A 20,717-nucleotide genomic window follows, 5' to 3' on the forward strand; every position below is an offset into this window, starting at 1 on the left:
GCAGTTCTCACGCTTCTTCTTGGTGCTGGGGTTCTGCGTAGTCACAAAACCGTGCTATATTTCGAGGTTCGCCGGAGAGGTGGCCGAGTGGTTAATGGCAGCAGACTGTAAATCTGCCCTCTTACGAGTACGCTGGTTCGAATCCAGCCCTCTCCACCAGCGATGAATTTGGTTTCTAAGAGCGATTGGATCTAGCGCTTTGGGTGCCTTGAAGTGCCCCCGATGCGGGAGTAGTTCAATGGTAGAACCCCAGCCTTCCAAGCTGATGACGCGGGTTCGATTCCCGTCTCCCGCTCCAGAGACCCGGTTCGACGCCGGAAGCGATTGGTTAGACAAAGCCCTTTTGGCTCAGTGGTAGAGCACTCCCTTGGTAAGGGAGAGGTCGCGGGTCCGATTCCCGCAAAGGGCACCAGTTTCTAGGGGGTTGCAACTGCAGGTTTGCAACCCATCTGCATGCGTTGAAATCGTTTTTTTCGGAGTCGAAAAATGGCAAAAGGTAAATTCACCCGCACCAAGCCGCACGTGAACGTGGGCACGATCGGTCACGTTGACCACGGCAAGACCACGCTGACGGCGGCGATTGCCACCGTTCTGTCGGCCAAGTTCGGCGGCGAAGCCAAGGCCTACGACCAGATCGACGCGGCGCCCGAAGAAAAGGCCCGCGGCATCACCATCAACACCGCCCACGTCGAGTACGAAACGGCCAACCGCCACTACGCCCACGTCGACTGCCCCGGCCACGCCGACTACGTCAAGAACATGATCACCGGTGCCGCCCAGATGGACGGCGCCATCCTTGTGTGCTCGGCCGCCGACGGCCCCATGCCCCAGACCCGCGAGCACATCCTGCTGGCGCGCCAGGTGGGTGTGGGCTACATCATCGTGTTCCTGAACAAGTGCGACATGGTGGACGACGCCGAACTGCTCGAGCTCGTCGAAATGGAGGTGCGCGAACTGCTCGACAAGTACGAGTTCCCGGGCGACGACACCCCCATCATCCACGGCTCGGCCAAGCTCGCCCTCGAAGGCGACAAGGGCCCGCTGGGCGAGCAGGCCATCATGAAGCTGGCCGACGCCCTGGACACCTACATCCCGACGCCCGAGCGCGCCGTGGACGGCACCTTCCTGATGCCCGTGGAAGACGTGTTCTCGATCTCCGGCCGCGGCACCGTGGTGACCGGTGCTGTCGAGCGTGGCGTGATCAAGGTTGGCGAGGAAATCGAGATCGTCGGTATCCGTCCGACCGTCAAGACCACCTGCACCGGCGTGGAAATGTTCCGCAAGCTGCTGGACCAGGGCCAGGCTGGCGACAACGTCGGCGTGCTGCTGCGCGGCACCAAGCGCGAAGAAGTCGAGCGCGGCCAGGTGCTGTGCAAGCCCGGCTCGATCAAGCCGCACACGCACTTCACCGCCGAGGTGTACGTGCTGTCCAAGGACGAAGGCGGGCGTCACACGCCGTTCTTCAACAACTACCGTCCGCAGTTCTACTTCCGCACGACGGACGTGACCGGCGCGATCGAGCTGCCCAAGGACAAGGAAATGGTCATGCCCGGCGACAACGTCAGCATCACCGTGAAGCTGATCAACCCGATCGCGATGGAAGAAGGCCTGCGCTTCGCCATCCGCGAAGGCGGCCGCACCGTGGGTTCGGGCGTCGTGGCAAAGATCCTCGACATCTAAGTCGAGCAAAGAGTACCGGAGGGGTATAGCTCAATTGGCAGAGCGTCGGTCTCCAAAACCGAAGGTTGTAGGTTCGATTCCTACTGCCCCTGCCACCTAGGTGGCGCCTCCGAAAGAAGCCCGTCGTTGACCCGATGGGAGGCTAAAAAAGCCCATCGTGACCCGATGGGCTTCGGCGTCTCAAGAAGGCGCATTGAATTGAAGGCCGAAAGGCCACAGGAAATCAGCCAAACATGGCCACTTCTCAAATCGAAACCGTGAGCACGGGTGCCGACAAGGCCAAATTGGCCGCGTCGGTGGTGCTGGCAGTGGGCGCCATCGTGGCGTTCTATCTGCTGGCGCGCCAGGGCTCGCTGGTGCAATGGGCTGCGCTGCTGGTCGGCCTGGCCGCGGCCGTGGGCGCCTTCGGCAGCTCGGAGAATGGCCGCCAGTTGTGGGCCTTCGGCCGCGATTCGTGGCGCGAGGTCAAGAAGGTCGTCTGGCCGACCCGCAAGGAAGCAATGCAGATGACGGCTTACGTGTTTGCCTTCGTGGCAGTCATGTCCGTTTTCCTCTGGCTCACCGACAAGACGCTCGAATGGGTGTTTTTCGACCTCATTCTGGGCTGGAGAAAATAAATGACCGCTGATCCAGTGAACGCAGTTGACACCACGCCGGGCACGCCGGAGGAAGAAAGCACCTCCGTGCTGGCTCCCGCCGCCAACCCTGATCTGCGTTGGTACGTGGTGCATGCCTACTCGGGCATGGAAAAGGCCGTCGAGCGCAACATCATCGAGCGCATCAACCGCGCCGGCATGCAGGACAAGTTCGGCCGCATCCTGGTGCCGACCGAAGAAGTGGTCGAGATCAAGAACGGCCAGAAGCGCACCACCGAGCGCCGCTTCTTCCCCGGCTACGTGCTGGTCGAAATGATCATGGACGACGAGAGCTGGCACCTGGTGAAGCACACCAACAAGGTGACGGGTTTCGTGGGCGGCGCCAAGAACCGTCCGGCCCCGATCTCGCAGAAAGAGGTCGAAGGCATCGTCAGCCAGATGCAGCAGGGCACCGAGAAGCCGCGCCACAAGGTCGAGTTCACCGTGGGCGAATTCGTGCGTGTCAAGGAAGGCCCGTTCACCGACTTCAACGGCACCGTCGAGGAAGTCAACTACGAGAAGAGCAAGGTCAGCGTGTCGGTCATGATCTTCGGCCGCGCAACGCCCGTGGAGCTCGAGTTCAGCCAGGTCGAGAAGACCTGAGCCCCCGCCGGTCCGCGGACCGGAACCATTCCCGGCTGCGCGTTGTCCGACTCGGCGCGCGGCCTTGATCGAAGAGTCGTTCAACCCCGGGGAGCCGCGGCGAAAGCCAAGGCGATATCACCCGCAAGGAGCAAAGCATGGCGAAAAAAATCGTCGGCTTCATCAAGCTGCAAGTCCCAGCTGGTAAGGCCAACCCGTCACCACCCATCGGTCCCGCACTGGGCCAGCGTGGTTTGAACATCATGGAGTTCTGCAAGGCGTTCAACGCGCAGACCCAGAGCGTCGAGCCTGGTCTGCCGCTGCCGGTGGTCATCACCGCGTTCGCTGACAAGAGCTTCACCTTCATCATCAAGACGCCGCCGGCGATCACCTTGATCAAGAAGGCCATCAAGCTGGACAAGGGCTCGGCCCGTCCGCACACCGACAAGGTCGGCAAGATCACGCGCGCACAGCTCGAAGAGATCGCCAAGACCAAGATGAAGGACCTGACTGCCGCCGACCTGGACGCGGCAGTTCGCACCATCGCCGGCTCTGCCCGTTCGATGGGCGTGAATGTGGAGGGCGTGTAAATGGCCAAGATGACCAAGAAGCAAAAAGCGCTCGCTGGCAAGGTCGACAGCAACAAGCTGTACCCGCTGGCTGACGCGATCGGTATCGTGAAAGACGCCGCCACCGCCAAGTTCGACGAATCGATCGACGTGGCCGTGCAGCTCGGCATCGACGCGAAGAAGTCGGACCAGGTCGTGCGTGGCGCCGTCGTGCTGCCCAACGGCACCGGCAAGACCAAGCGCGTGGCCGTGTTCGCCCAGGGCGCCAAGGCTGAAGAAGCCAAGGCCGCCGGCGCCGACATCGTCGGCATGGACGACCTGGCTGCCATGGTCAAGGCTGGCGACATGCCTTTCGACGTCGTGATTGCTGCCCCTGACGCGATGCGCGTCGTCGGTACGCTCGGCCAGATCCTCGGCCCGCGCGGCCTGATGCCCAACCCCAAGGTTGGCACGGTGACTCCGGACGTCGCCACGGCCGTGAAGAACGCCAAGGCTGGCCAGGTTCAGTTCCGCGTCGACAAGGCCGGCATCGTGCACGGCACGATCGGCCGCCGCTCGTTCGACAGCGACAAGCTGCAAGGCAACCTCGCTGCGCTGATCGACGCTCTGGTCAAGGCCAAGCCGGCGACCAGCAAGGGCGTGTACCTGCGCAAGGTGGCTGTGTCGTCGACCATGGGTCTGGGTGTCCGCGTGGACACGCAAACCATCTCGGCGAGCTAAAGAGATTTGCTTCACCCGGAAGGGTGGGGCGAATGTGGTGGGTCGCGGCAGCTTCGGTTGCCGTGGGCCATCCAAGACCGCTGGTGTGCAGGGTGCCTGCACTTAATTGCCGGACCTTTTGTCCGGCAGCCAGCGCAGATGGCGATCCCGCTGCAAGGAATTTGATTTTTGTTCCTGACAGTTGGTCGCTGCATGAAGCGCGATCCGAGGCCCCGGCCGAAGGTCGCATTAAAAGGAGTAGACCTTGAGTCTGAATCGCAGTGAGAAAGAAGCGGTCATCAGTGATGTGACCAGCCTCGCCGCTAAAGCTCAAACGCTCGTGATGGCGGAATACCGTGGCATCACGGTGGCCGATATGACCAAACTGCGCAGCGAAGCTCGCAGCAAGGGTGTGACCCTCAGCGTGTTGAAGAACACGCTGGCACGCCGTGCTGTCGCTGGTAGCGCGTTTGAGATTGTTGGCGACCAGATGACCGGTCCGCTGATCTATGGCTTTTCCGAAGACGCAGTGGCCGCCGCCAAGGTGGTGGCCGATTTCGCGAAGACCAACGACAAGTTGGTGATTCGCGGCGGCGCATTCGGCGGCAAGGCCCTGGACGTGAACGGCGTGAAGCAACTGGCCAACATCCCTTCGAAGGAAGTGCTGCTGGCGCAATTGCTGGGCTTGATGCAATCCCCGATCTCTCGTACCGCCCGCGTGCTCGCGGCGCTGGCCGAGAAGCGCGGTGGTGGCGAAGCTGCACCCGCCGATGCACCGGCAGAAGCGCAGGCTGCATAAGCCTTGCGTTTGAAATATTCAACCCAATTGTTAGGAAACAAAAATGGCATTCGATAAAGACGCATTTCTGACCGCGCTCGACAGCATGACGGTCCTGGAACTCAACGACCTGGTGAAAGCCATCGAAGAGAAGTTCGGCGTGAGCGCCGCTGCAATGGCCGCTCCCGCCGGTGCCGGCGGTGGTGCTGCCGCCGCCGTGGCCGAAGAGCAGACCGAGTTCAACGTCATGCTGATGGATGCAGGCGCGAACAAGGTGTCGGCGATCAAGGCCGTGCGCGAAATCACCGGCCTGGGCCTCAAGGAAGCCAAGGACCTGGTGGAAGCCGCTCCCAAGGCTGTCAAGGAAGGCCTGTCGAAGGCTGACGCTGAAGCCGCCAAGAAGAAGCTGGAAGACGCTGGCGCCAAGGTGGAACTGAAGTAATTCAGACCCCCTGGAGGGCTGGAGGTGCCTGAAAAGGCCCTCCAGCCTTTGCCGCTTTCAGAGCGCACCCAAAAGCCGCCATCCCAACGCGTTTTTTGAGTGTCTTCTGACCCCGACTGCAGAAGACCCCTTGGTTCGGGCGATGTGCAACGCATCGCTGTCCGCCAACGGCTGGTAGTGGCCAGCCGCCAAGCAGTGGTGCCTCGGCACTGCTGACAAGTCGCTGAAGATCTCAAGCTCCGGAGCTCTCATGGCCCAATCGTCCGCGTACAGTTACACCGAACGCAAGCGCATCCGAAAAAGTTTCGGCAATCGCGACAGCGTCGTAGAAATCCCCTACCTGCTGCAGATGCAGAAAGACGCGTACACCGCGTTCCTGCAAGCCGGCATTCCTCCCAAACAGCGCACCGTCGAAGGCCTGCAGGCCGCGTTCGACGCTGCCTTCCCGATCGTCTCGCACAATGGTTTTGTCGAGATGAAGTTCCTCGAGTACAACCTCGCGAAGCCCGCCTTCGACGTGCGCGAATGCCAGACCCGTGGCCTGACCTTCGCCTCGGCCGTGCGCGCCAAGGTTCAGCTCATCATCTATGACCGCGAATCGTCGACTTCGCAGTCGAAGGTGGTCAAGGAAGTGAAGGAACAAGAGGTCTACATGGGCGAAGTGCCGCTCATGACCGAAAAGGGTTCCTTCATCATCAACGGCACCGAGCGCGTGATCGTCTCGCAGCTGCACCGTTCGCCGGGCGTGTTCTTCGAACACGACAAGGGCAAGACGCACAGCTCGGGCAAGCTCCTGTTCTCGGCCCGCGTGATTCCCTACCGCGGTTCGTGGCTCGACTTCGAGTTCGACCCGAAGGACATGCTGTACTTCCGCGTCGACCGCCGCCGCAAGATGCCGGTCACGATCCTGCTGAAGGCCATCGGCCTGAACCCGGAATCGATCCTCGCGAACTTCTTCGTGAACGACAACTTCCGCCTGATGGACAGCGGTGCGCAGATGGAATTCGTTCCCGAGCGCCTGCGCGGCGAAGTCGCGCGCTTCGACATCACCGACAAGTCGGGCAAGGTCGTGGTCGCCAAGGACAAGCGCGTGACCGCGCGCCACACGCGTGAACTCGAGCAGTCGGGCACCACGCACATCAGCGTGCCGGAAGACTTCCTGGTCGGCCGCGTCATCGCCCGCAACATCGTCGACGCCGACTCCGGCGAAATCCTGGCCAAGGCCAACGACGAGCTGACCGAAGCGCTGCTGAAGAAGCTGCGCACGGCCGGCGTGCAGGACATCCAGGTGATCTACACCAACGAACTCGACCAGGGCGCGTACATCTCGCAGACCCTGCGCATCGACGAGACGGTGGACGAGTTCGCAGCCCGCGTGGCCATCTACCGCATGATGCGCCCCGGCGAGCCGCCGACGGAAGACGCAGTGCAGGCCCTGTTCCAGCGCCTGTTCTACAACCCGGACACGTACGACCTGTCGCGCGTCGGCCGCATGAAGTTCAACGCCAAGGTCGGCCGCGACGAATCGACCGGCCCGATGGTGCTGACCAACGAAGACATCCTGGCCGTGGTCAAGATCCTCGTGGACCTGCGCAACGGCAACGGCGAAGTCGACGACATCGACCACCTGGGCAACCGCCGCGTGCGCTGCGTCGGCGAACTGGCCGAGAACCAGTACCGCACCGGCCTGGCCCGCATCGAGAAGGCCGTGAAGGAACGTCTGGGCCAGGCGGAGCAAGAGCCGCTGATGCCGCACGACCTGATCAACAGCAAGCCGATCTCGGCCGCGCTGAAGGAATTCTTCGGCGCCTCGCAGCTGTCGCAGTTCATGGACCAGACGAACCCGCTGTCCGAAATCACCCACAAGCGCCGCGTGTCGGCCCTTGGCCCGGGCGGTCTGACGCGCGAACGTGCAGGCTTCGAAGTGCGCGACGTGCACGTCACGCATTACGGCCGCGTGTGCCCGATCGAAACGCCTGAAGGCCCGAACATCGGCCTGATCAACTCGCTGGCCCTGTACGCCCGCCTGAACGAATACGGCTTCATCGAGACGCCGTACCGCCGCGTGGTCGATGGCAAGGTCACGATGGACATCGACTACCTGTCGGCCATCGAAGAAGGCAAGTACGTCATCGCCCAGGCCAATGCGGTCCTGGACAAGGAAGGCAAGCTGATCGGCGACCTGGTCTCCGCCCGCGAAGCCGGCGAATCGATCCTGGTCGGCGCCGAGCGCGTGCAGTACATGGACGTGTCGCCCGCGCAGATCGTGTCGGTGGCTGCATCGCTCGTGCCGTTCCTCGAGCACGACGATGCGAACCGCGCGCTGATGGGCGCCAACATGCAGCGCCAGGCCGTGCCTGTGTTGCGTCCCGAGAAGCCGATCGTCGGTACCGGCATCGAGCGCGTCTCCGCGGTCGACTCGGGCACCGTGGTCACGGCCACCCGTGGCGGTATCGTCGATTACGTCGACGCGACCCGCATCGTGGTGCGCGTGAACGACGCCGAAGCGGCTGCCGGTGAAGTCGGTGTGGACATCTACAACCTGATCAAGTATCAGCGTTCGAACCAGAACACCAACATCCACCAGCGCCCGATCGTCAAGCGCGGCGACAAGATCGCCAAGGGCGACGTGGTGGCTGACGGCGCATCGACCGACCTCGGCGAACTGGCCCTGGGCCAGAACATGCTGATCGCGTTTATGCCGTGGAACGGCTACAACTTCGAAGACTCGATCCTGATCTCGGAACGCGTGGTCGCCGAAGACCGCTACACCTCGATCCACATCGAGGAACTGGTGGTGATGGCCCGCGACACCAAGCTCGGTGCCGAAGAAATCACGCGCGACATCCCGAACCTGGCCGAGCAGCAGCTCAACCGCCTGGACGAATCCGGCATCATCTATGTCGGCGCCGAAGTGCAGCCGGGCGACACGCTGGTGGGCAAGGTCACGCCGAAGGGCGAGACCACGCTGACGCCCGAAGAGAAGCTGCTTCGCGCCATCTTCGGCGAGAAGGCTTCCGACGTGAAGGACACCTCGCTGCGTGTGGACCAGGGCTCGCAAGGCACCGTGATCGACGTGCAGGTGTTCACCCGCGAAGGCATCACGCGCGACAAGCGCGCCCAGCAGATCATCGACGACGAGCTCAAGCGCTTCCGCCTCGACCTGAACGACCAGCTTCGCATCGTCGAAGCCGACGCGTTCGACCGTATCGAGAAGCTCTTGACCGGCAAGGTCGCCAACGGCGGCCCGAACAAGCTGGCCAAGGGCACCAAGCTCGACAAGGCCTACCTGTCGTCGGTCGAGAAGTTCCACTGGTTCGACATCCGCCCGGCGGACGACGAAGTGGCGACGCAGCTCGAGTCGATCAAGAACTCGCTCGAGCAGACGCGCCACAGCTTCGACCTCGCGTTCGAAGAAAAGCGCAAGAAGCTCACGCAGGGCGACGAGCTGCCCGCGGGCGTGCTCAAGATGGTCAAGGTCTACCTGGCCGTCAAGCGCCGCCTGCAACCCGGCGACAAGATGGCCGGCCGCCACGGCAACAAGGGTGTGGTGTCGAAGATCGTTCCGGTCGAAGACATGCCCCACATGGCCGACGGCACGCCGTGCGACATCTGCCTGAACCCGCTGGGCGTGCCTTCGCGGATGAACGTGGGCCAGGTGCTCGAAGTGCACCTGGGCTGGGCCGGCAAGGGCATCGGCAACCGCATCGGCGACCTGCTGCAGCAAGAGGCCAAGGTGGCCGAGCTGCGCAAGTTCATGGAGCAGCTGTACAACGGCTCGGGCCGCAAGGAAGAACTCAGCCTGCTGAGCGACACCGACGTGCTCGAAATGGCGGCCAACCTGTCCTCGGGCGCCACCTTCGCCACGCCGGTGTTCGACGGCGCTTCGGAAGATGAAATCCGCGGCATGCTGAAGCTCGCCTATCCGGACGACATCGCCAAGCTCAAGGGCCTGACCGAGACGCGCACGCAGGCCTACCTGTACGACGGCCGCACCGGCGACCAGTTCGAGCGTCCCGTCACCGTCGGCTACATGCACTTCCTGAAGCTGCATCACCTGGTGGACGACAAGATGCACGCCCGTTCGACCGGCCCGTACTCGCTCGTCACGCAGCAGCCGCTGGGCGGCAAGGCGCAGTTCGGCGGCCAGCGTTTCGGCGAAATGGAAGTGTGGGCGCTGGAAGCCTACGGCGCCGCCTACGTGCTGCAGGAAATGCTGACCGTGAAGTCCGACGACGTGCAAGGCCGTACCAAGGTGTACGAGAGCATCGTCAAGGGCGAGCACTCGATCGAAGCCGGCATGCCGGAATCGTTCAACGTGCTGGTCAAGGAAATTCGTTCGCTGGGGCTCGACATCGAGCTCGAGCGTTCTTAATTTGAAAAGGGAAAGAGTCTTATGAAATCGCTACTCGACCTGTTCAAGCAATTCACGCCCGATGAGCATTTCGATGCCATCAAGATCGGCATGGCTTCGCCCGAGAAGATCCGTTCGTGGTCTTTCGGCGAGGTGAAGAAGCCCGAGACGATCAACTACCGCACGTTCAAGCCCGAGCGCGACGGCCTCTTCTGCGCCAAGATCTTCGGCCCCATCAAGGACTACGAGTGCCTGTGCGGCAAGTACAAGCGTCTGAAGCACCGCGGCGTGATCTGCGAGAAGTGCGGCGTTGAAGTCACGCAGACCAAGGTGCGCCGCGAGCGCATGGGTCACATCGACCTGGCTGCGCCCTGCGCCCACATCTGGTTCCTGAAGTCGCTGCCGTCGCGCCTGGGTCTCGTGCTCGACATGACGCTGCGCGACATCGAACGCGTGCTGTACTTCGAAGCCTACGTGATCACCGACCCCGGCATGACCCCGCTGAAGAAGTTCGGCATCATGTCCGAGGACGACTATGACGCGAAGCGCAAGGAATACGGCGACGAGTTCGTCGCCAAGATGGGCGCCGAAGGCATCAAGGACCTGCTCGAAGGCATCGAACTCGACAGCGAGATCGAACGCCTGCGCGGCGACCTGACCGGCTCCGAAGTCAAGGTCAAGAAGAACTCCAAGCGCCTGAAGGTGCTGGAAGCCTTCCGCAAGTCGGGCATCAAGCCCGAGTGGATGGTGCTCGACGTGCTGCCCGTGCTGCCGCCGGACCTGCGTCCGCTGGTGCCGCTGGACGGCGGCCGCTTCGCGACCTCCGACCTGAACGACCTGTACCGCCGCGTCATCAACCGCAACTCGCGTCTGCGCCGCCTGCTGGAGCTCAAGGCTCCGGAAATCATCGCGCGCAACGAAAAGCGGATGCTGCAAGAGGCTGTCGACTCGCTGCTGGACAACGGCCGCCGCGGCAAGGCCATGACGGGCGCCAACAAGCGCGCGCTCAAGTCGCTCGCCGACATGATCAAGGGCAAGAGCGGCCGCTTCCGCCAGAATCTGCTGGGCAAGCGCGTCGACTACTCGGGCCGTTCGGTCATCGTGGTGGGCCCGACGCTCAAGCTGCACCAGTGCGGCCTGCCGAAGCTGATGGCGCTCGAACTGTTCAAGCCGTTCATCTTCTCGCGCCTGGAAGCCATGGGCATCGCGACGACGATCAAGGCTGCCAAGAAGGAAGTCGAATCGGGCACGCCGGTGGTCTGGGACATCCTGGAAGAAGTGATCAAGGAACACCCGGTCATGCTGAACCGTGCGCCTACGCTGCACCGTTTGGGCATCCAGGCGTTCGAGCCGATCCTGATCGAAGGCAAGGCGATCCAGCTGCACCCGCTGGTTTGCGCGGCCTTCAACGCCGACTTCGACGGCGACCAGATGGCCGTCCACGTGCCGCTGTCGGTGGAAGCGCAGATGGAAGCCCGCACGCTGATGCTGGCCTCCAACAACGTGCTGTTCCCGGCTTCGGGCGAACCGTCGATCGTTCCTTCGCAGGACGTGGTGCTGGGTCTGTACTACACGACCCGCGACCGCATCAATGGCAAGGGCGAGGGCCTGATCTTCTCCGACATCGGTGAAGTGCAGCGCGCGCTCGACGCCAACGAAGTCGAGCTGACCGCCAAGGTTGCCGTGCGCATCACGGAGTACACCAAGGACAAGGAAACCGGCGTGTTCACGCCGTCGACCTCGCTGGTGGACACCACCGTGGGCCGTGCACTGCTGTCCGAGATCCTGCCCAAGGGCCTGCCGTTCTCGAACATCAACAAGGCGCTGAAGAAGAAGGAAATCTCCAAGCTCATCAACGTCTCGTTCCGCAAGTGCGGCCTGAAAGAGACCGTGGTGTTTGCCGACAAGCTGCTGCAGAACGGCTTCCGCCTGGCAACCAAGGCCGGTATCTCGATCGCCATCGACGACATGCTGGTGCCCGCTGAAAAGCACGGCATCATCGAGCGCTCGGCCAAGGAAGTGAAGGAGATCGAGCAGCAGTACGTCTCCGGTCTCGTGACCTCCGGCGAACGCTACAACAAGGTGGTGGACATCTGGGGCAAGGCCGGCGACGAAGTGTCGAAGGTCATGATGGCCAAGCTGTCGAAGCAGAAGGTCATCGACCGCCACGGCAAGGAAGTGGAGCAGGAGTCGTTCAACTCCATCTACATGATGGCCGACTCCGGCGCCCGTGGTTCCGCCGCGCAGATTCGCCAGGTGGCGGGCATGCGGGGCCTGATGGCCAAGCCGGACGGCTCGATCATCGAGACGCCCATCACCGCGAACTTCCGCGAAGGCCTGAACGTGCTGGAGTACTTCATCTCCACCCACGGTGCCCGGAAGGGTCTGGCCGACACGGCGCTGAAGACGGCGAACTCGGGCTACCTGACCCGCCGTCTGGTCGACGTGACGCAAGACCTGGTCGTGACCGAGCAGGATTGCGGCACGCACGGCGGCTACCTGATGCGCGCCATCGTCGAAGGCGGTGAAGTCATCGAATCGCTGCGCGACCGTATCCTCGGCCGCTCGGCTGCCGACGACGTGCTGCATCCGGAAAACCGCTCGGTGCTGCTGAAGGCCGGCGAGATGTTCGACGAGGACAACATCGAAGAGCTCGAGGCGCAAGGCGTCGACGAGGTCAAGGTGCGTACCGCGCTGACCTGCGAAACCCGCTTCGGCATCTGCGCGACCTGCTACGGCCGCGACCTGGGCCGCGGCGGCCTGATCAACATCGGCGAAGCCGTCGGTGTGATCGCTGCGCAGTCCATCGGCGAACCCGGCACGCAGCTCACGATGCGTACGTTCCACATCGGTGGTGCGGCCTCGCGTGCAGCGGTGGCCTCGAGCGTCGAAGCCAAGTCCAACGGCGTGATCGGCTTCAACGCCACGATGCGCTACGTGACCAACAGCAAGAACGAGCTGGTGGTGATCGCGCGTTCGGGCGAGATCGTCATCCATGACGAACACGGCCGCGAGCGCGAACGCCACAAGGTGCCGTACGGTGCGATCCTGGCGGTCAAGGCCGACCAGCAGATCAAGGCCGGCCACGTGCTCGCCAACTGGGATCCGCTGACGCGCCCGATCATCACGGAATTCGCCGGCAAGACGCAGTTCGAGAACGTGGAAGAAGGCCTCACGGTTGCCAAGCAGGTGGACGAAGTGACCGGCCTGTCGACCCTGGTGGTGATCGATCCGAAGCGCCGCGGCGCCGCGAAGGTCGTGCGCCCGCAGGTGAAGCTCATCGACGCCTCCGGCGCCGAAGTGAAGATCCCGGGCACCGACCACTCGGTGACGATCGGCTTCCCGATCGGCGCCCTGGTGCAGATCCGCGACGGCCAGGACGTGGGCCCCGGCGAAGTGCTGGCGCGTATTCCGGTCGAAGGCCAGAAGACCCGCGACATCACCGGCGGTCTGCCGCGCGTTGCCGAGCTGTTCGAGGCCCGTTCGCCGAAGGACAAGGGCATGCTGGCCGAAATGACCGGTACCGTGTCGTTCGGCAAGGAGACCAAGGGCAAGATCCGCCTGCAGATCACCGATCCGGAAGGCGGCGTCTACGAAGACCTCGTGCCGAAGGAAAAGAACATCCTGGTGCACGAAGGCCAGGTGGTGAACAAGGGCGAGAGCGTGGTCGACGGTCCGGCGGACCCGCAGGACATCCTGCGCCTGCTGGGTTCGGAGGAACTCGCGCGCTACATCGTGGACGAAGTGCAGGACGTGTACCGCCTGCAGGGTGTGAAGATCAACGACAAGCACATCGAGGTGATCGTTCGCCAGATGCTGCGCCGCGTCGTGGTCGACAACATCGGCGAGACCAGCTACATCTCCGGCGAACAGGTCGAACGCAGCGAAATGCTCAACACCAACGACGCCCTGCGCGCCGAAGGCAAGATCCCCGCGACGTTCACCAACCTGCTGCTGGGTATCACGAAGGCATCGCTGTCGACCGATTCGTTCATCTCTGCCGCGTCGTTCCAGGAAACGACGCGCGTGCTGACCGAAGCCGCGATCATGGGCAAGCGCGACGAGCTGCGCGGCCTGAAGGAAAACGTCATCGTCGGCCGCCTGATTCCCGCAGGCACCGGCATGGCCTACCACCAGGCGCGCAAGGCCAAGGATCAGATGGACGAGGCCGAGCGCCGCGCCATCGCCGAATCCGAAGCCGCCGAACTGGCTGGTTCGACCAGCGATGTTTCCACCACGGCCGACGCCAGCGAAGGCGCCGCGACCGAATAACTGGTTAGCATCACCGGCCATGACCGGTACCCGACGCCCCCCGACCGCCTCCGGTTGGGGGGCGTTTTTCTTTGAGTTTTTTATTACGAAGCGTTTTTGCCGATGAGCGTGTTGCCCGATTCGATGGCCGGCTGGATCGTCGTTGCCGTGCTCCTGTTCTGGTTCGTGGGCGCATACAACCGGCTCGTGCGCCTGCGCGCGGCAGTGCTGCAGGCCTACGCCACGCTCGATGCGGCCCTTCGAAAGCAGCTGGACTTCGTCCAGGCCAGCATCACGGCCGCCTCGCCGGAAAAAGATGCATCCAGCCATTCGTCGGCCGTGGCGCCGCTGCAGGCCGCCACCACCCAGCTTGCAACCCTGCTGGGCGCGACCCGGCAGCATCCGCTCGACCCCGGCGGCATGGCCGCGTTGGCCACCGCACTGCAGGTGCTGATCACGGCCTGGCAGCGCCAGCACCCGGACGCAGTGACGGTTTTCGACGCCGACGGAACGCTCTCGCGGCCGGCGCCCCTGCTGCCGGCCGGCGCCAGTGCGGCATCCGGCACACTCGAACCCATGGCCTGGCCCGAGCCGTCGGCCGCGGCGGAAATTGCACGCAGCCAGTTCAACCTGGCGGTGGGGCAGTACAACGCGGCCATCGTCCAGTTTCCGGCGCTGCTGGTGGCATGGATGGTGCGTTTGCGCCCGGCCGCGCCGCTGCTTTGAAGTTGTCCGGACGCCGGCGTTGCATTTTTTCTTCGTACGCTCGTGGGGCGCCGCGCTTGCCGCACGCCCGTTAACGCCCATTACCATCGCCCCAACTTGTCAGAACTACCTTCCGATCATCCCGCCGGCACGGCTGCGCCGATGCAACCCCCGCTGTGGCGCCAACTGCAGCTGACCGCGGCGGCGCTCGCGTCGATTCGCGCCGGCAGCTCGGGCACCGCCGCGTTCGACGCCGTCGAGCCCGCCATGCGCCCCGGCGTGCAGGCGCTCGGCTTCCAGGTGCTGCGCTGGCTTGGCCGCGCCGAGGCCCTGCGCCGCCATCTGGCCAAGCGCACGCCGCCACCGCTGCCCGACGCGCTCTTGTGCACCGCATTGGCGCTGGCCTGGGATGCGCAGCACGCGCCCTACGAGCCCTTCACGCTGGTCGACCAGGCCGTCGAGGCGGCAAAGCGCAATCCCGCCACGCGCGCGCAGGCGAGCTTCATCAATGCCTGCCTGCGGCGCTTCCTGCGCGAGCGCGACGAGCTCGTGGCCGCGACCGACCATGAACCGGTGGCGCAGTGGAACCACCCGCGCTGGTGGATCGAGCGGCTCAAGCGCGACCACCCGCGCGACTGGCAGCGGGTGCTTGCCGCCGACAACGCGCAGCCGCCGATGACGCTGCGCGTCAATCTCCGGAAGACCACCGTGCCTTCCTATCAGCTGGCGCTCCAGTCGGTGGGCCTGGCGGCCATCCGGGTGGGGGAGGCGGGGCTGCAGCTGGCGCGTGCGCGCCCGGTGCAGCAGCTGCCCGGTTTTGCCGACGGCGAATGCTCGGTGCAGGATGCCGCCGCGCAACTGGCTGCGCCACTGCTGCTCGAGGGCCTGCTGCCCGTGGCCGGGGCGGCCGGGGCGGCCGGGGCAACGCCGCTGCGCGTGCTCGACGCCTGCGCCGCCCCTGGCGGCAAGACCGCGCACCTGCTGGAATTCGCCGGCCCGGCGGCCATCGAAGTGACGGCGCTCGAGGTCGATGCCGCCCGCAGCCGCCGCATCGACGAAACCCTGGCCCGGCTCGGCCTCTCCGCCAAGGTGGTGGTGGCCGACGCCGCGCGCCCGTCCACGTGGTGGGACGGCAAGCCTTTCGACGCCATCCTGCTCGATGCGCCCTGTACCGCCTCGGGCATTGTCCGGCGCCATCCCGATGTGCGCTGGCTGCGCCGCGAGAGCGACACCGCCCAGCTGGCGGTCCAGCAGGCGGCGCTGCTCGCGGCCCTCTGGCCCCTGGTCCGGCCCGGCGGCCGGCTGCTCTACTGCACCTGTTCCGTGTTCCGGGAAGAGGGCTCGCAACAAATCGATGCGTTTCTTGCGCACAACACCGACGCCCGATTGGGGGCGTCGCCAGGCCATTTGCTTCCCCAAAGCGGGGCGAATGCCCGTGCCGTCCCGGACAATCCCTCAGGTGACCACGACGGCTTCTTCTACGCCCTGCTTGAAAAACGTCCGCGCTGAGGCCCGCAGGCGGCGCCTCCTGGCGCCGCTGGCCGGGCTGGTGCTGGCCTGGGCATTGCTGCTGACCTGCCTGCTCCCCATCGCGGTGGCGCAGGGGCGCGTCGTTCCATCGGTCGCCCAGATGCGCCTGGAGCAGGCCGACGACGGCGTCTATCTCACTGCGGCCGTGCAGTTCGAGCTGCCGTCGCTGGTCGAAGAGGTGCTCGACAAGGGCATTGCCATCTACTTCGTGGCCGAGGCCGAGGTCTTCCAGGAGCGCTGGTACTGGACCGACCGCAAGGTGGCGCAGGTCACGCGCCACATGCGGCTGGCCTACCAGCCGCTCACGCGCCGCTGGCGGCTCAACGTGTCGCCGGTGCCCATTACCGGCGCCGCGGGCTTCGGCGTTTCGCTGAACCAGAACTTCGACAGCCTTGCCGACGCCATGGATGCCGTCAAGCGCGTGGGCCGGCTGCGGCTGGGCGATGCGGCCGAAATCGGCGACGAGCCGCTGCACCAGGTCATGTTCCGCTTCCGGCTCGACACCTCGCAGCTGCCGCGTCCGTTCCAGATCGGCGTGGTCGGCCAGGCCGACTGGAACATCGTGGCCGAGCGCAGCGCCAAGCTGGCGCTGGAGAAACAGCGGTGAGCAACAAACCGCGCAGCGGCGCGGCGGCCACACCCGCCGCACGCCGCTCGCGCGCGGTCCGCTGGGCCGTGGGCGTGGGCGCCGCGCTGGTCACGGCCATCGGCCTGGTGCTGATGTTCCTGCTGGCCCAGGCCACCAACAACCGCGCGCTGTACGAGCGCTACTACGTGCGGCTTTTCGGCATCAACGTGGTGGTGGCGGTGCTGCTGGTGCTGGTGATCGGCTGGGTCGCCTTCCGGCTGCTGCGGCGGCTGCGCCAGGGCAAGTTCGGCAGCCGCCTGCTCATCAAGCTCGCGGCCATCTTCGCGCTGGTGGGCGTGGTGCCGGGCGCGCTGGTCTACGTGGTGTCCTACCAGTTCGTCGCGCGTTCGATCGAAAGCTGGTTCGACGTCAAGGTCGAAGGCGCGCTCGACGCCGGCCTGAACCTTGGCCGCGCCACGCTCGATTCGCTCGCGGACGACCTGGCCGCCAAGACGCGCGTGGCCAGCGCCCAGCTGGTCCAGGTGCCCGATGCGAGCGCCGGCCTCGTCCTCGAGCGCATCCGCGACCAGCTCCAGGCCAGCGACGTGGTGCTCTGGACCGGCTCCGGCCAGCTGATTGCCGGCGCGGGCGCCTCGCGCTTTCAGCTCAACCCCGAACGGCCGACCACCCAGCAGCTGCGGCAGGTGCGCGCCGACCGCGCCATCGCCCACATCGAAGGCCTGGACGAAACCGCGGCGCCGGGCACCAACCTGCCGCCCGCCAGCGTGCGCGCACTCGCGATGGTGCAGCGCCCGGGCTTCGACTTCGACACGGCGCCGCGCTTCCTCCAGGTCACGCAGCCGCTGCCGCCCGCGGTGGTTGCCAACGCGCTCGCCGTGCAGGAGGCCAACCGCGAATACCAGGAGCGGGCCCTCGCCCGCGAGGGCCTGCGGCGGATGTACATCGGTACCCTCACGCTGAGCCTTTTCCTGGCCGTGTTCGGCGCCGTGCTGCTGGCGGTGCTGTTCGGCAACCAGCTCGCGCGGCCGCTGCTCGTGCTGGCGGACGGCGTGCGCCAGGTGGCCGGCGGCGACCTGCGGCCGACCGCCGTGCTGCAGGGCAAGGACGAGCTGGGCGGCCTCACGCGCTCCTTCGCCGTCATGACCCAGCAGCTGGCCGACGCCCGCGGCGCGGTCGAAAAGACCATGGGCCAGCTCGACGCCGCGCGTGCCAACCTGCAGACCATCCTGGACAACCTGACCTCCGGCGTGATCGTGCTCGACGCCAAGGGCACCATACTTTCCACCAATCCGGGCGCCACCCGCGTGCTGCGCGCGCCCCTGGCCGCCTACGAGGGCATGCCGCTCGCCCAGGTGCCCGGCCTGGCCGACTTCGGCAACAGCGTGCAGCAGCAGTTCGACGAATTCCAGGTCGAGCGCCTGCAGCACGGCCTCGACCACTGGCAGCACGCCTTCGAGCTGCACGCCACCGGCAACGACCTGCCGCAGCAGGACAGCGCCATCAACATCGTCGCGCGCGGTGCGGAGCTGCCGGGCGCCGCGCGGCTGCTGGTGTTCGACGACATCTCCGAAATCGTCTCCGCCCAGCGCGCGCAGGCCTGGGGCGAAGTGGCGCGCCGCCTGGCCCACGAAATCAAGAACCCGCTCACGCCCATCCAGCTCTCGGCCGAACGGCTCGAAATGAAGCTCTCCGGCAAGGTTGCGCCGCCCGAGCAGGCCGTGCTCGTCAAGTCGGTCAAGACCATCGTCGACCAGGTCGACGCCATGAAGCGGCTGGTCAACGAGTTCCGCGACTATGCCCGCCTGCCCGCGGCCGATCTCAAGCCCGTCGACCTCAACGCGCTGCTGACCGACGTGCTCCACCTCTACAGCGCCGAGAGCTCGCCCATTGCGCTGCGCTCGGAGCTCGACGAGCGCTGCCCGCCCATCCGCGGCGACGCGCAGCAGATCCGCCAGGTCATCCACAACCTGCTGCAGAACGCGCAGGACGCCGCCGAGGCGGCCGCCAGCACCACCGGCCGGGCCGGCGAGGTTGTCATTCGCACCCGCCTGGGCGATTCGGGCCAGCGCGTGCGCCTGACCGTGCAGGACAGCGGGCCGGGTTTTGCCGAGAACATCCTGAAGCGCGCCTTCGAACCGTACGTCACCACGAAAACAAAAGGTACAGGTTTGGGGCTGGCCGTGGTCAAGAAGATCGCGGACGAACACGGTGCCCGCATCGAGCTTTCCAACCGCGTTGTCGATGGGGCTGTGGCAGGGGCGCAAGTCTCGCTATCATTCGCGCTGGCAGGCGAGCCGCAAACAGCGGTCGCTCACATTGAAGATCCGAAGTCTTCCGCCGCCTGAGCGCGAAAGAAATCCATCGCGCAGACGATGGAACGGCTGGCGGACCCTACACACATTGCAGATACCGGCGCATACAACAAGCAGCACTCATGGCAAACATTCTCGTGGTCGATGACGAGCTGGGCATTAGGGACCTGCTCTTCGAAATTCTCAATGACGAAGGCCACAACGTGGAGTTGGCGGAAAACGCGGCCGAGGCACGCGCTGCGCGGCAGCGCGCACGGCCCGACCTCGTGCTGCTCGACATCTGGATGCCCGACACCGACGGCGTCACGCTGCTCAAGGAGTGGTCCACCGCCGGGCTGCTGAGCATGCCCGTCATCATGATGAGCGGCCACGCCACCATCGATACCGCCGTCGACGCCACCCGCATCGGGGCCTTCGCGTTCCTCGAGAAACCCATCACGCTGCAGAAGCTCCTGAAGGCCGTGGAGCAGGGCCTTGCGCGCGAGAACGCCAGGCGCGCGGCGGCGGGCGTCGTGCCCCCAGCCCCTGGCATCAATCCCTCGGCCGCCATCACCACCACCGGCGACAGCCTGCTGCTGGCGTCGCTCGCCTCCGTGCCGGTGCCCGACGCCGGACCGCAGTCGACCCAGAGCTTCGACCTCGACCGCCCGCTGCGCGACGCGCGCGACGGTTTCGAGAAGGCCTACTTCGAATTCCATCTGGCCATGGAGAACGGCTCGATGACCCGCGTGGCCGAGAAGACCGGGCTGGAGCGCACCCACCTCTATCGCAAGCTCAAACAACTTGGCGTCGATCTTTCGAGAGGGCGCAGAAGCGCTGTATAATTTAAGGCTGCACACCAAGGCCCGGTAGCTCAGTTGGTAGAGCAGCGGATTGAAAATCCGCGTGTCGGTGGTTCGATTCCGCCCCAGGCCACCATTTTCTTTCTCGGTAGATCCCAAGTCAGCTCAAAAGCCCTTGTACATCAAGGACTTAGCCTCAAAAAGGCGGCTCAAGCGGCATCACCGAATCTCACAAAGTCCCGTTCTTGCGCGTACCCCACGGTGTACCCCAGACTGCTTTTCAATCGCAGTCGATTTTGGGTACACCATGGGGCAACTCAACGAGCTTCAGATCAAGGCGGCAGCGCCGCGCAACAAGGAATATTTGCTGGCGGACGGCGACGGTCTCTACCTTCGCGTGCGGCCGACCGGCAAGCGTGGGTTTATCGCTACAAGCGGCATGGCAAGGAGGCCAAGCTCAGCATCGGGCACTACCCGGCGGTGACGCTTGCGGCGGCGCGCAGGAAGGCGCGTGCCGAAGCCGAGAAGCGCGCCGAAGGCGTGGACCCACGGGAGGCGCGGCGCGTGGAGGAGGAGCGCAATCGCGTTGCACGCCTCAATGCTGTTGGCGCCGGCCGAAACTTGACCGCCGGGGCGGTTCATACTGCCCGCGAACAGCTCGCAGAGCTGGTTCGCATCCACTACCCCTACCACCCGCGCGTTGGTCTCGACGCCGAGGTTCTGGGGCGGTCTCGTTCGGGAGAGGAGCTCTGAGACGGGACAACCTAGCAGGACTTTCCATCGGGCCGTCTTTGGCATCCGCTGAATCC

Annotated in this window: 15 protein-coding genes and 5 tRNA genes; all 20 read left to right on the plus strand. The window is 64.9% G+C overall.

Annotated features, from left to right (window positions below; translation table 11 throughout):
• Positions 1–73 precede the first annotated feature (73 nt).
• The 20 genes from VAPA_RS03625 to VAPA_RS35040 all read left to right on the plus strand — a co-directional run bounded on the left by VAPA_RS03625 (position 74) and on the right by VAPA_RS35040 (position 20,661).
• Positions 74–159: transfer RNA gene (locus tag VAPA_RS03625), tRNA-Tyr, on the plus strand.
• 65 nt (positions 160–224) lie between these two features.
• Positions 225–298: transfer RNA gene (locus VAPA_RS03630), tRNA-Gly, on the plus strand.
• Between the two features lie 39 nt (positions 299–337).
• Positions 338–412, plus strand: a tRNA-Thr gene (locus VAPA_RS03635).
• Between the two features lie 74 nt (positions 413–486).
• Positions 487–1,680 (plus strand): elongation factor Tu, encoded by a 1,194-nt coding sequence (tuf, locus tag VAPA_RS03640; RefSeq protein ID WP_021005418.1) that lies wholly within the window; start codon positions 487–489, stop codon positions 1,678–1,680.
• 19 nt (positions 1,681–1,699) lie between these two features.
• A tRNA-Trp gene (locus VAPA_RS03645) sits at positions 1,700–1,775 on the plus strand.
• A gap of 138 nt (positions 1,776–1,913) precedes the next feature.
• A complete protein-coding gene (secE, locus tag VAPA_RS03650) occupies positions 1,914–2,297 on the plus strand; it encodes a preprotein translocase subunit SecE (RefSeq protein ID WP_012745745.1) in 384 nt (127 codons plus the stop codon).
• Positions 2,298–2,918 (plus strand): transcription termination/antitermination protein NusG, encoded by a 621-nt coding sequence (gene nusG / locus VAPA_RS03655; protein WP_021005419.1) that lies wholly within the window; start codon positions 2,298–2,300, stop codon positions 2,916–2,918.
• 137 nt (positions 2,919–3,055) lie between these two features.
• Positions 3,056–3,487 (plus strand): 50S ribosomal protein L11, encoded by a 432-nt coding sequence (gene rplK, locus VAPA_RS03660; RefSeq protein ID WP_012745747.1) that lies wholly within the window; start codon positions 3,056–3,058, stop codon positions 3,485–3,487.
• Entirely contained in the window at positions 3,488–4,186 is a 699-nt protein-coding gene (rplA, locus tag VAPA_RS03665; protein ID WP_021005420.1) for a 50S ribosomal protein L1, read from the plus strand.
• Positions 4,187–4,430: 244 nt separating this feature from the next.
• Positions 4,431–4,964, plus strand: coding sequence for a 50S ribosomal protein L10 (rplJ, locus tag VAPA_RS03670; protein WP_012745749.1), 534 nt, complete (start codon positions 4,431–4,433; stop codon positions 4,962–4,964).
• Positions 4,965–5,007: 43 nt separating this feature from the next.
• Positions 5,008–5,385: a 50S ribosomal protein L7/L12 gene (gene rplL, locus VAPA_RS03675; RefSeq protein ID WP_012745750.1), complete on the plus strand. Its 378-nt coding sequence runs from the start codon at positions 5,008–5,010 to the stop codon at positions 5,383–5,385.
• 250 nt (positions 5,386–5,635) lie between these two features.
• Complete coding sequence (rpoB, locus tag VAPA_RS03680) at positions 5,636–9,760, plus strand: DNA-directed RNA polymerase subunit beta (RefSeq protein ID WP_021005421.1); 4,125 nt, start codon at positions 5,636–5,638, stop codon at positions 9,758–9,760.
• A gap of 21 nt (positions 9,761–9,781) precedes the next feature.
• The gene (gene rpoC / locus VAPA_RS03685; RefSeq protein WP_021005422.1) at positions 9,782–14,011 is read left to right on the plus strand and encodes a DNA-directed RNA polymerase subunit beta'; all 4,230 of its coding nucleotides are present in this window, start codon (positions 9,782–9,784) and stop codon (positions 14,009–14,011) included.
• Positions 14,012–14,113: 102 nt separating this feature from the next.
• Positions 14,114–14,716: a LemA family protein gene (locus tag VAPA_RS03690; protein ID WP_021005423.1), complete on the plus strand. Its 603-nt coding sequence runs from the start codon at positions 14,114–14,116 to the stop codon at positions 14,714–14,716.
• 141 nt (positions 14,717–14,857) lie between these two features.
• Positions 14,858–16,204: a 16S rRNA (cytosine(967)-C(5))-methyltransferase RsmB gene (gene rsmB / locus VAPA_RS03695; RefSeq protein ID WP_021005424.1), complete on the plus strand. Its 1,347-nt coding sequence runs from the start codon at positions 14,858–14,860 to the stop codon at positions 16,202–16,204.
• A complete protein-coding gene (locus tag VAPA_RS03700) occupies positions 16,185–16,832 on the plus strand; it encodes a DUF4390 domain-containing protein (RefSeq protein WP_041946004.1) in 648 nt (215 codons plus the stop codon). The genes rsmB and VAPA_RS03700 overlap by 20 nt, the downstream gene beginning before the upstream one ends.
• A complete protein-coding gene (locus VAPA_RS03705; RefSeq protein ID WP_021005426.1) occupies positions 16,829–19,159 on the plus strand; it encodes a sensor histidine kinase in 2,331 nt (776 codons plus the stop codon). The genes VAPA_RS03700 and VAPA_RS03705 overlap by 4 nt, the downstream gene beginning before the upstream one ends.
• Positions 19,160–19,248: 89 nt before the next feature.
• Entirely contained in the window at positions 19,249–19,950 is a 702-nt protein-coding gene (locus VAPA_RS03710) for a response regulator (protein ID WP_012745757.1), read from the plus strand.
• An 18-nt stretch (positions 19,951–19,968) separates the two neighbouring features.
• Positions 19,969–20,044 (plus strand) — tRNA-Phe (locus tag VAPA_RS03715).
• A 125-nt stretch (positions 20,045–20,169) separates the two neighbouring features.
• On the plus strand, positions 20,170–20,661 hold the full coding sequence (locus VAPA_RS35040) for an integrase arm-type DNA-binding domain-containing protein (protein ID WP_230558955.1): 492 nt from the start codon (positions 20,170–20,172) through the stop codon (positions 20,659–20,661).
• Positions 20,662–20,717 lie beyond the last annotated feature (56 nt).

It is taken from the genome of Variovorax paradoxus B4, from assembly GCF_000463015.1.
Lineage (GTDB): Bacteria > Pseudomonadota > Gammaproteobacteria > Burkholderiales > Burkholderiaceae_C > Variovorax > Variovorax paradoxus_E.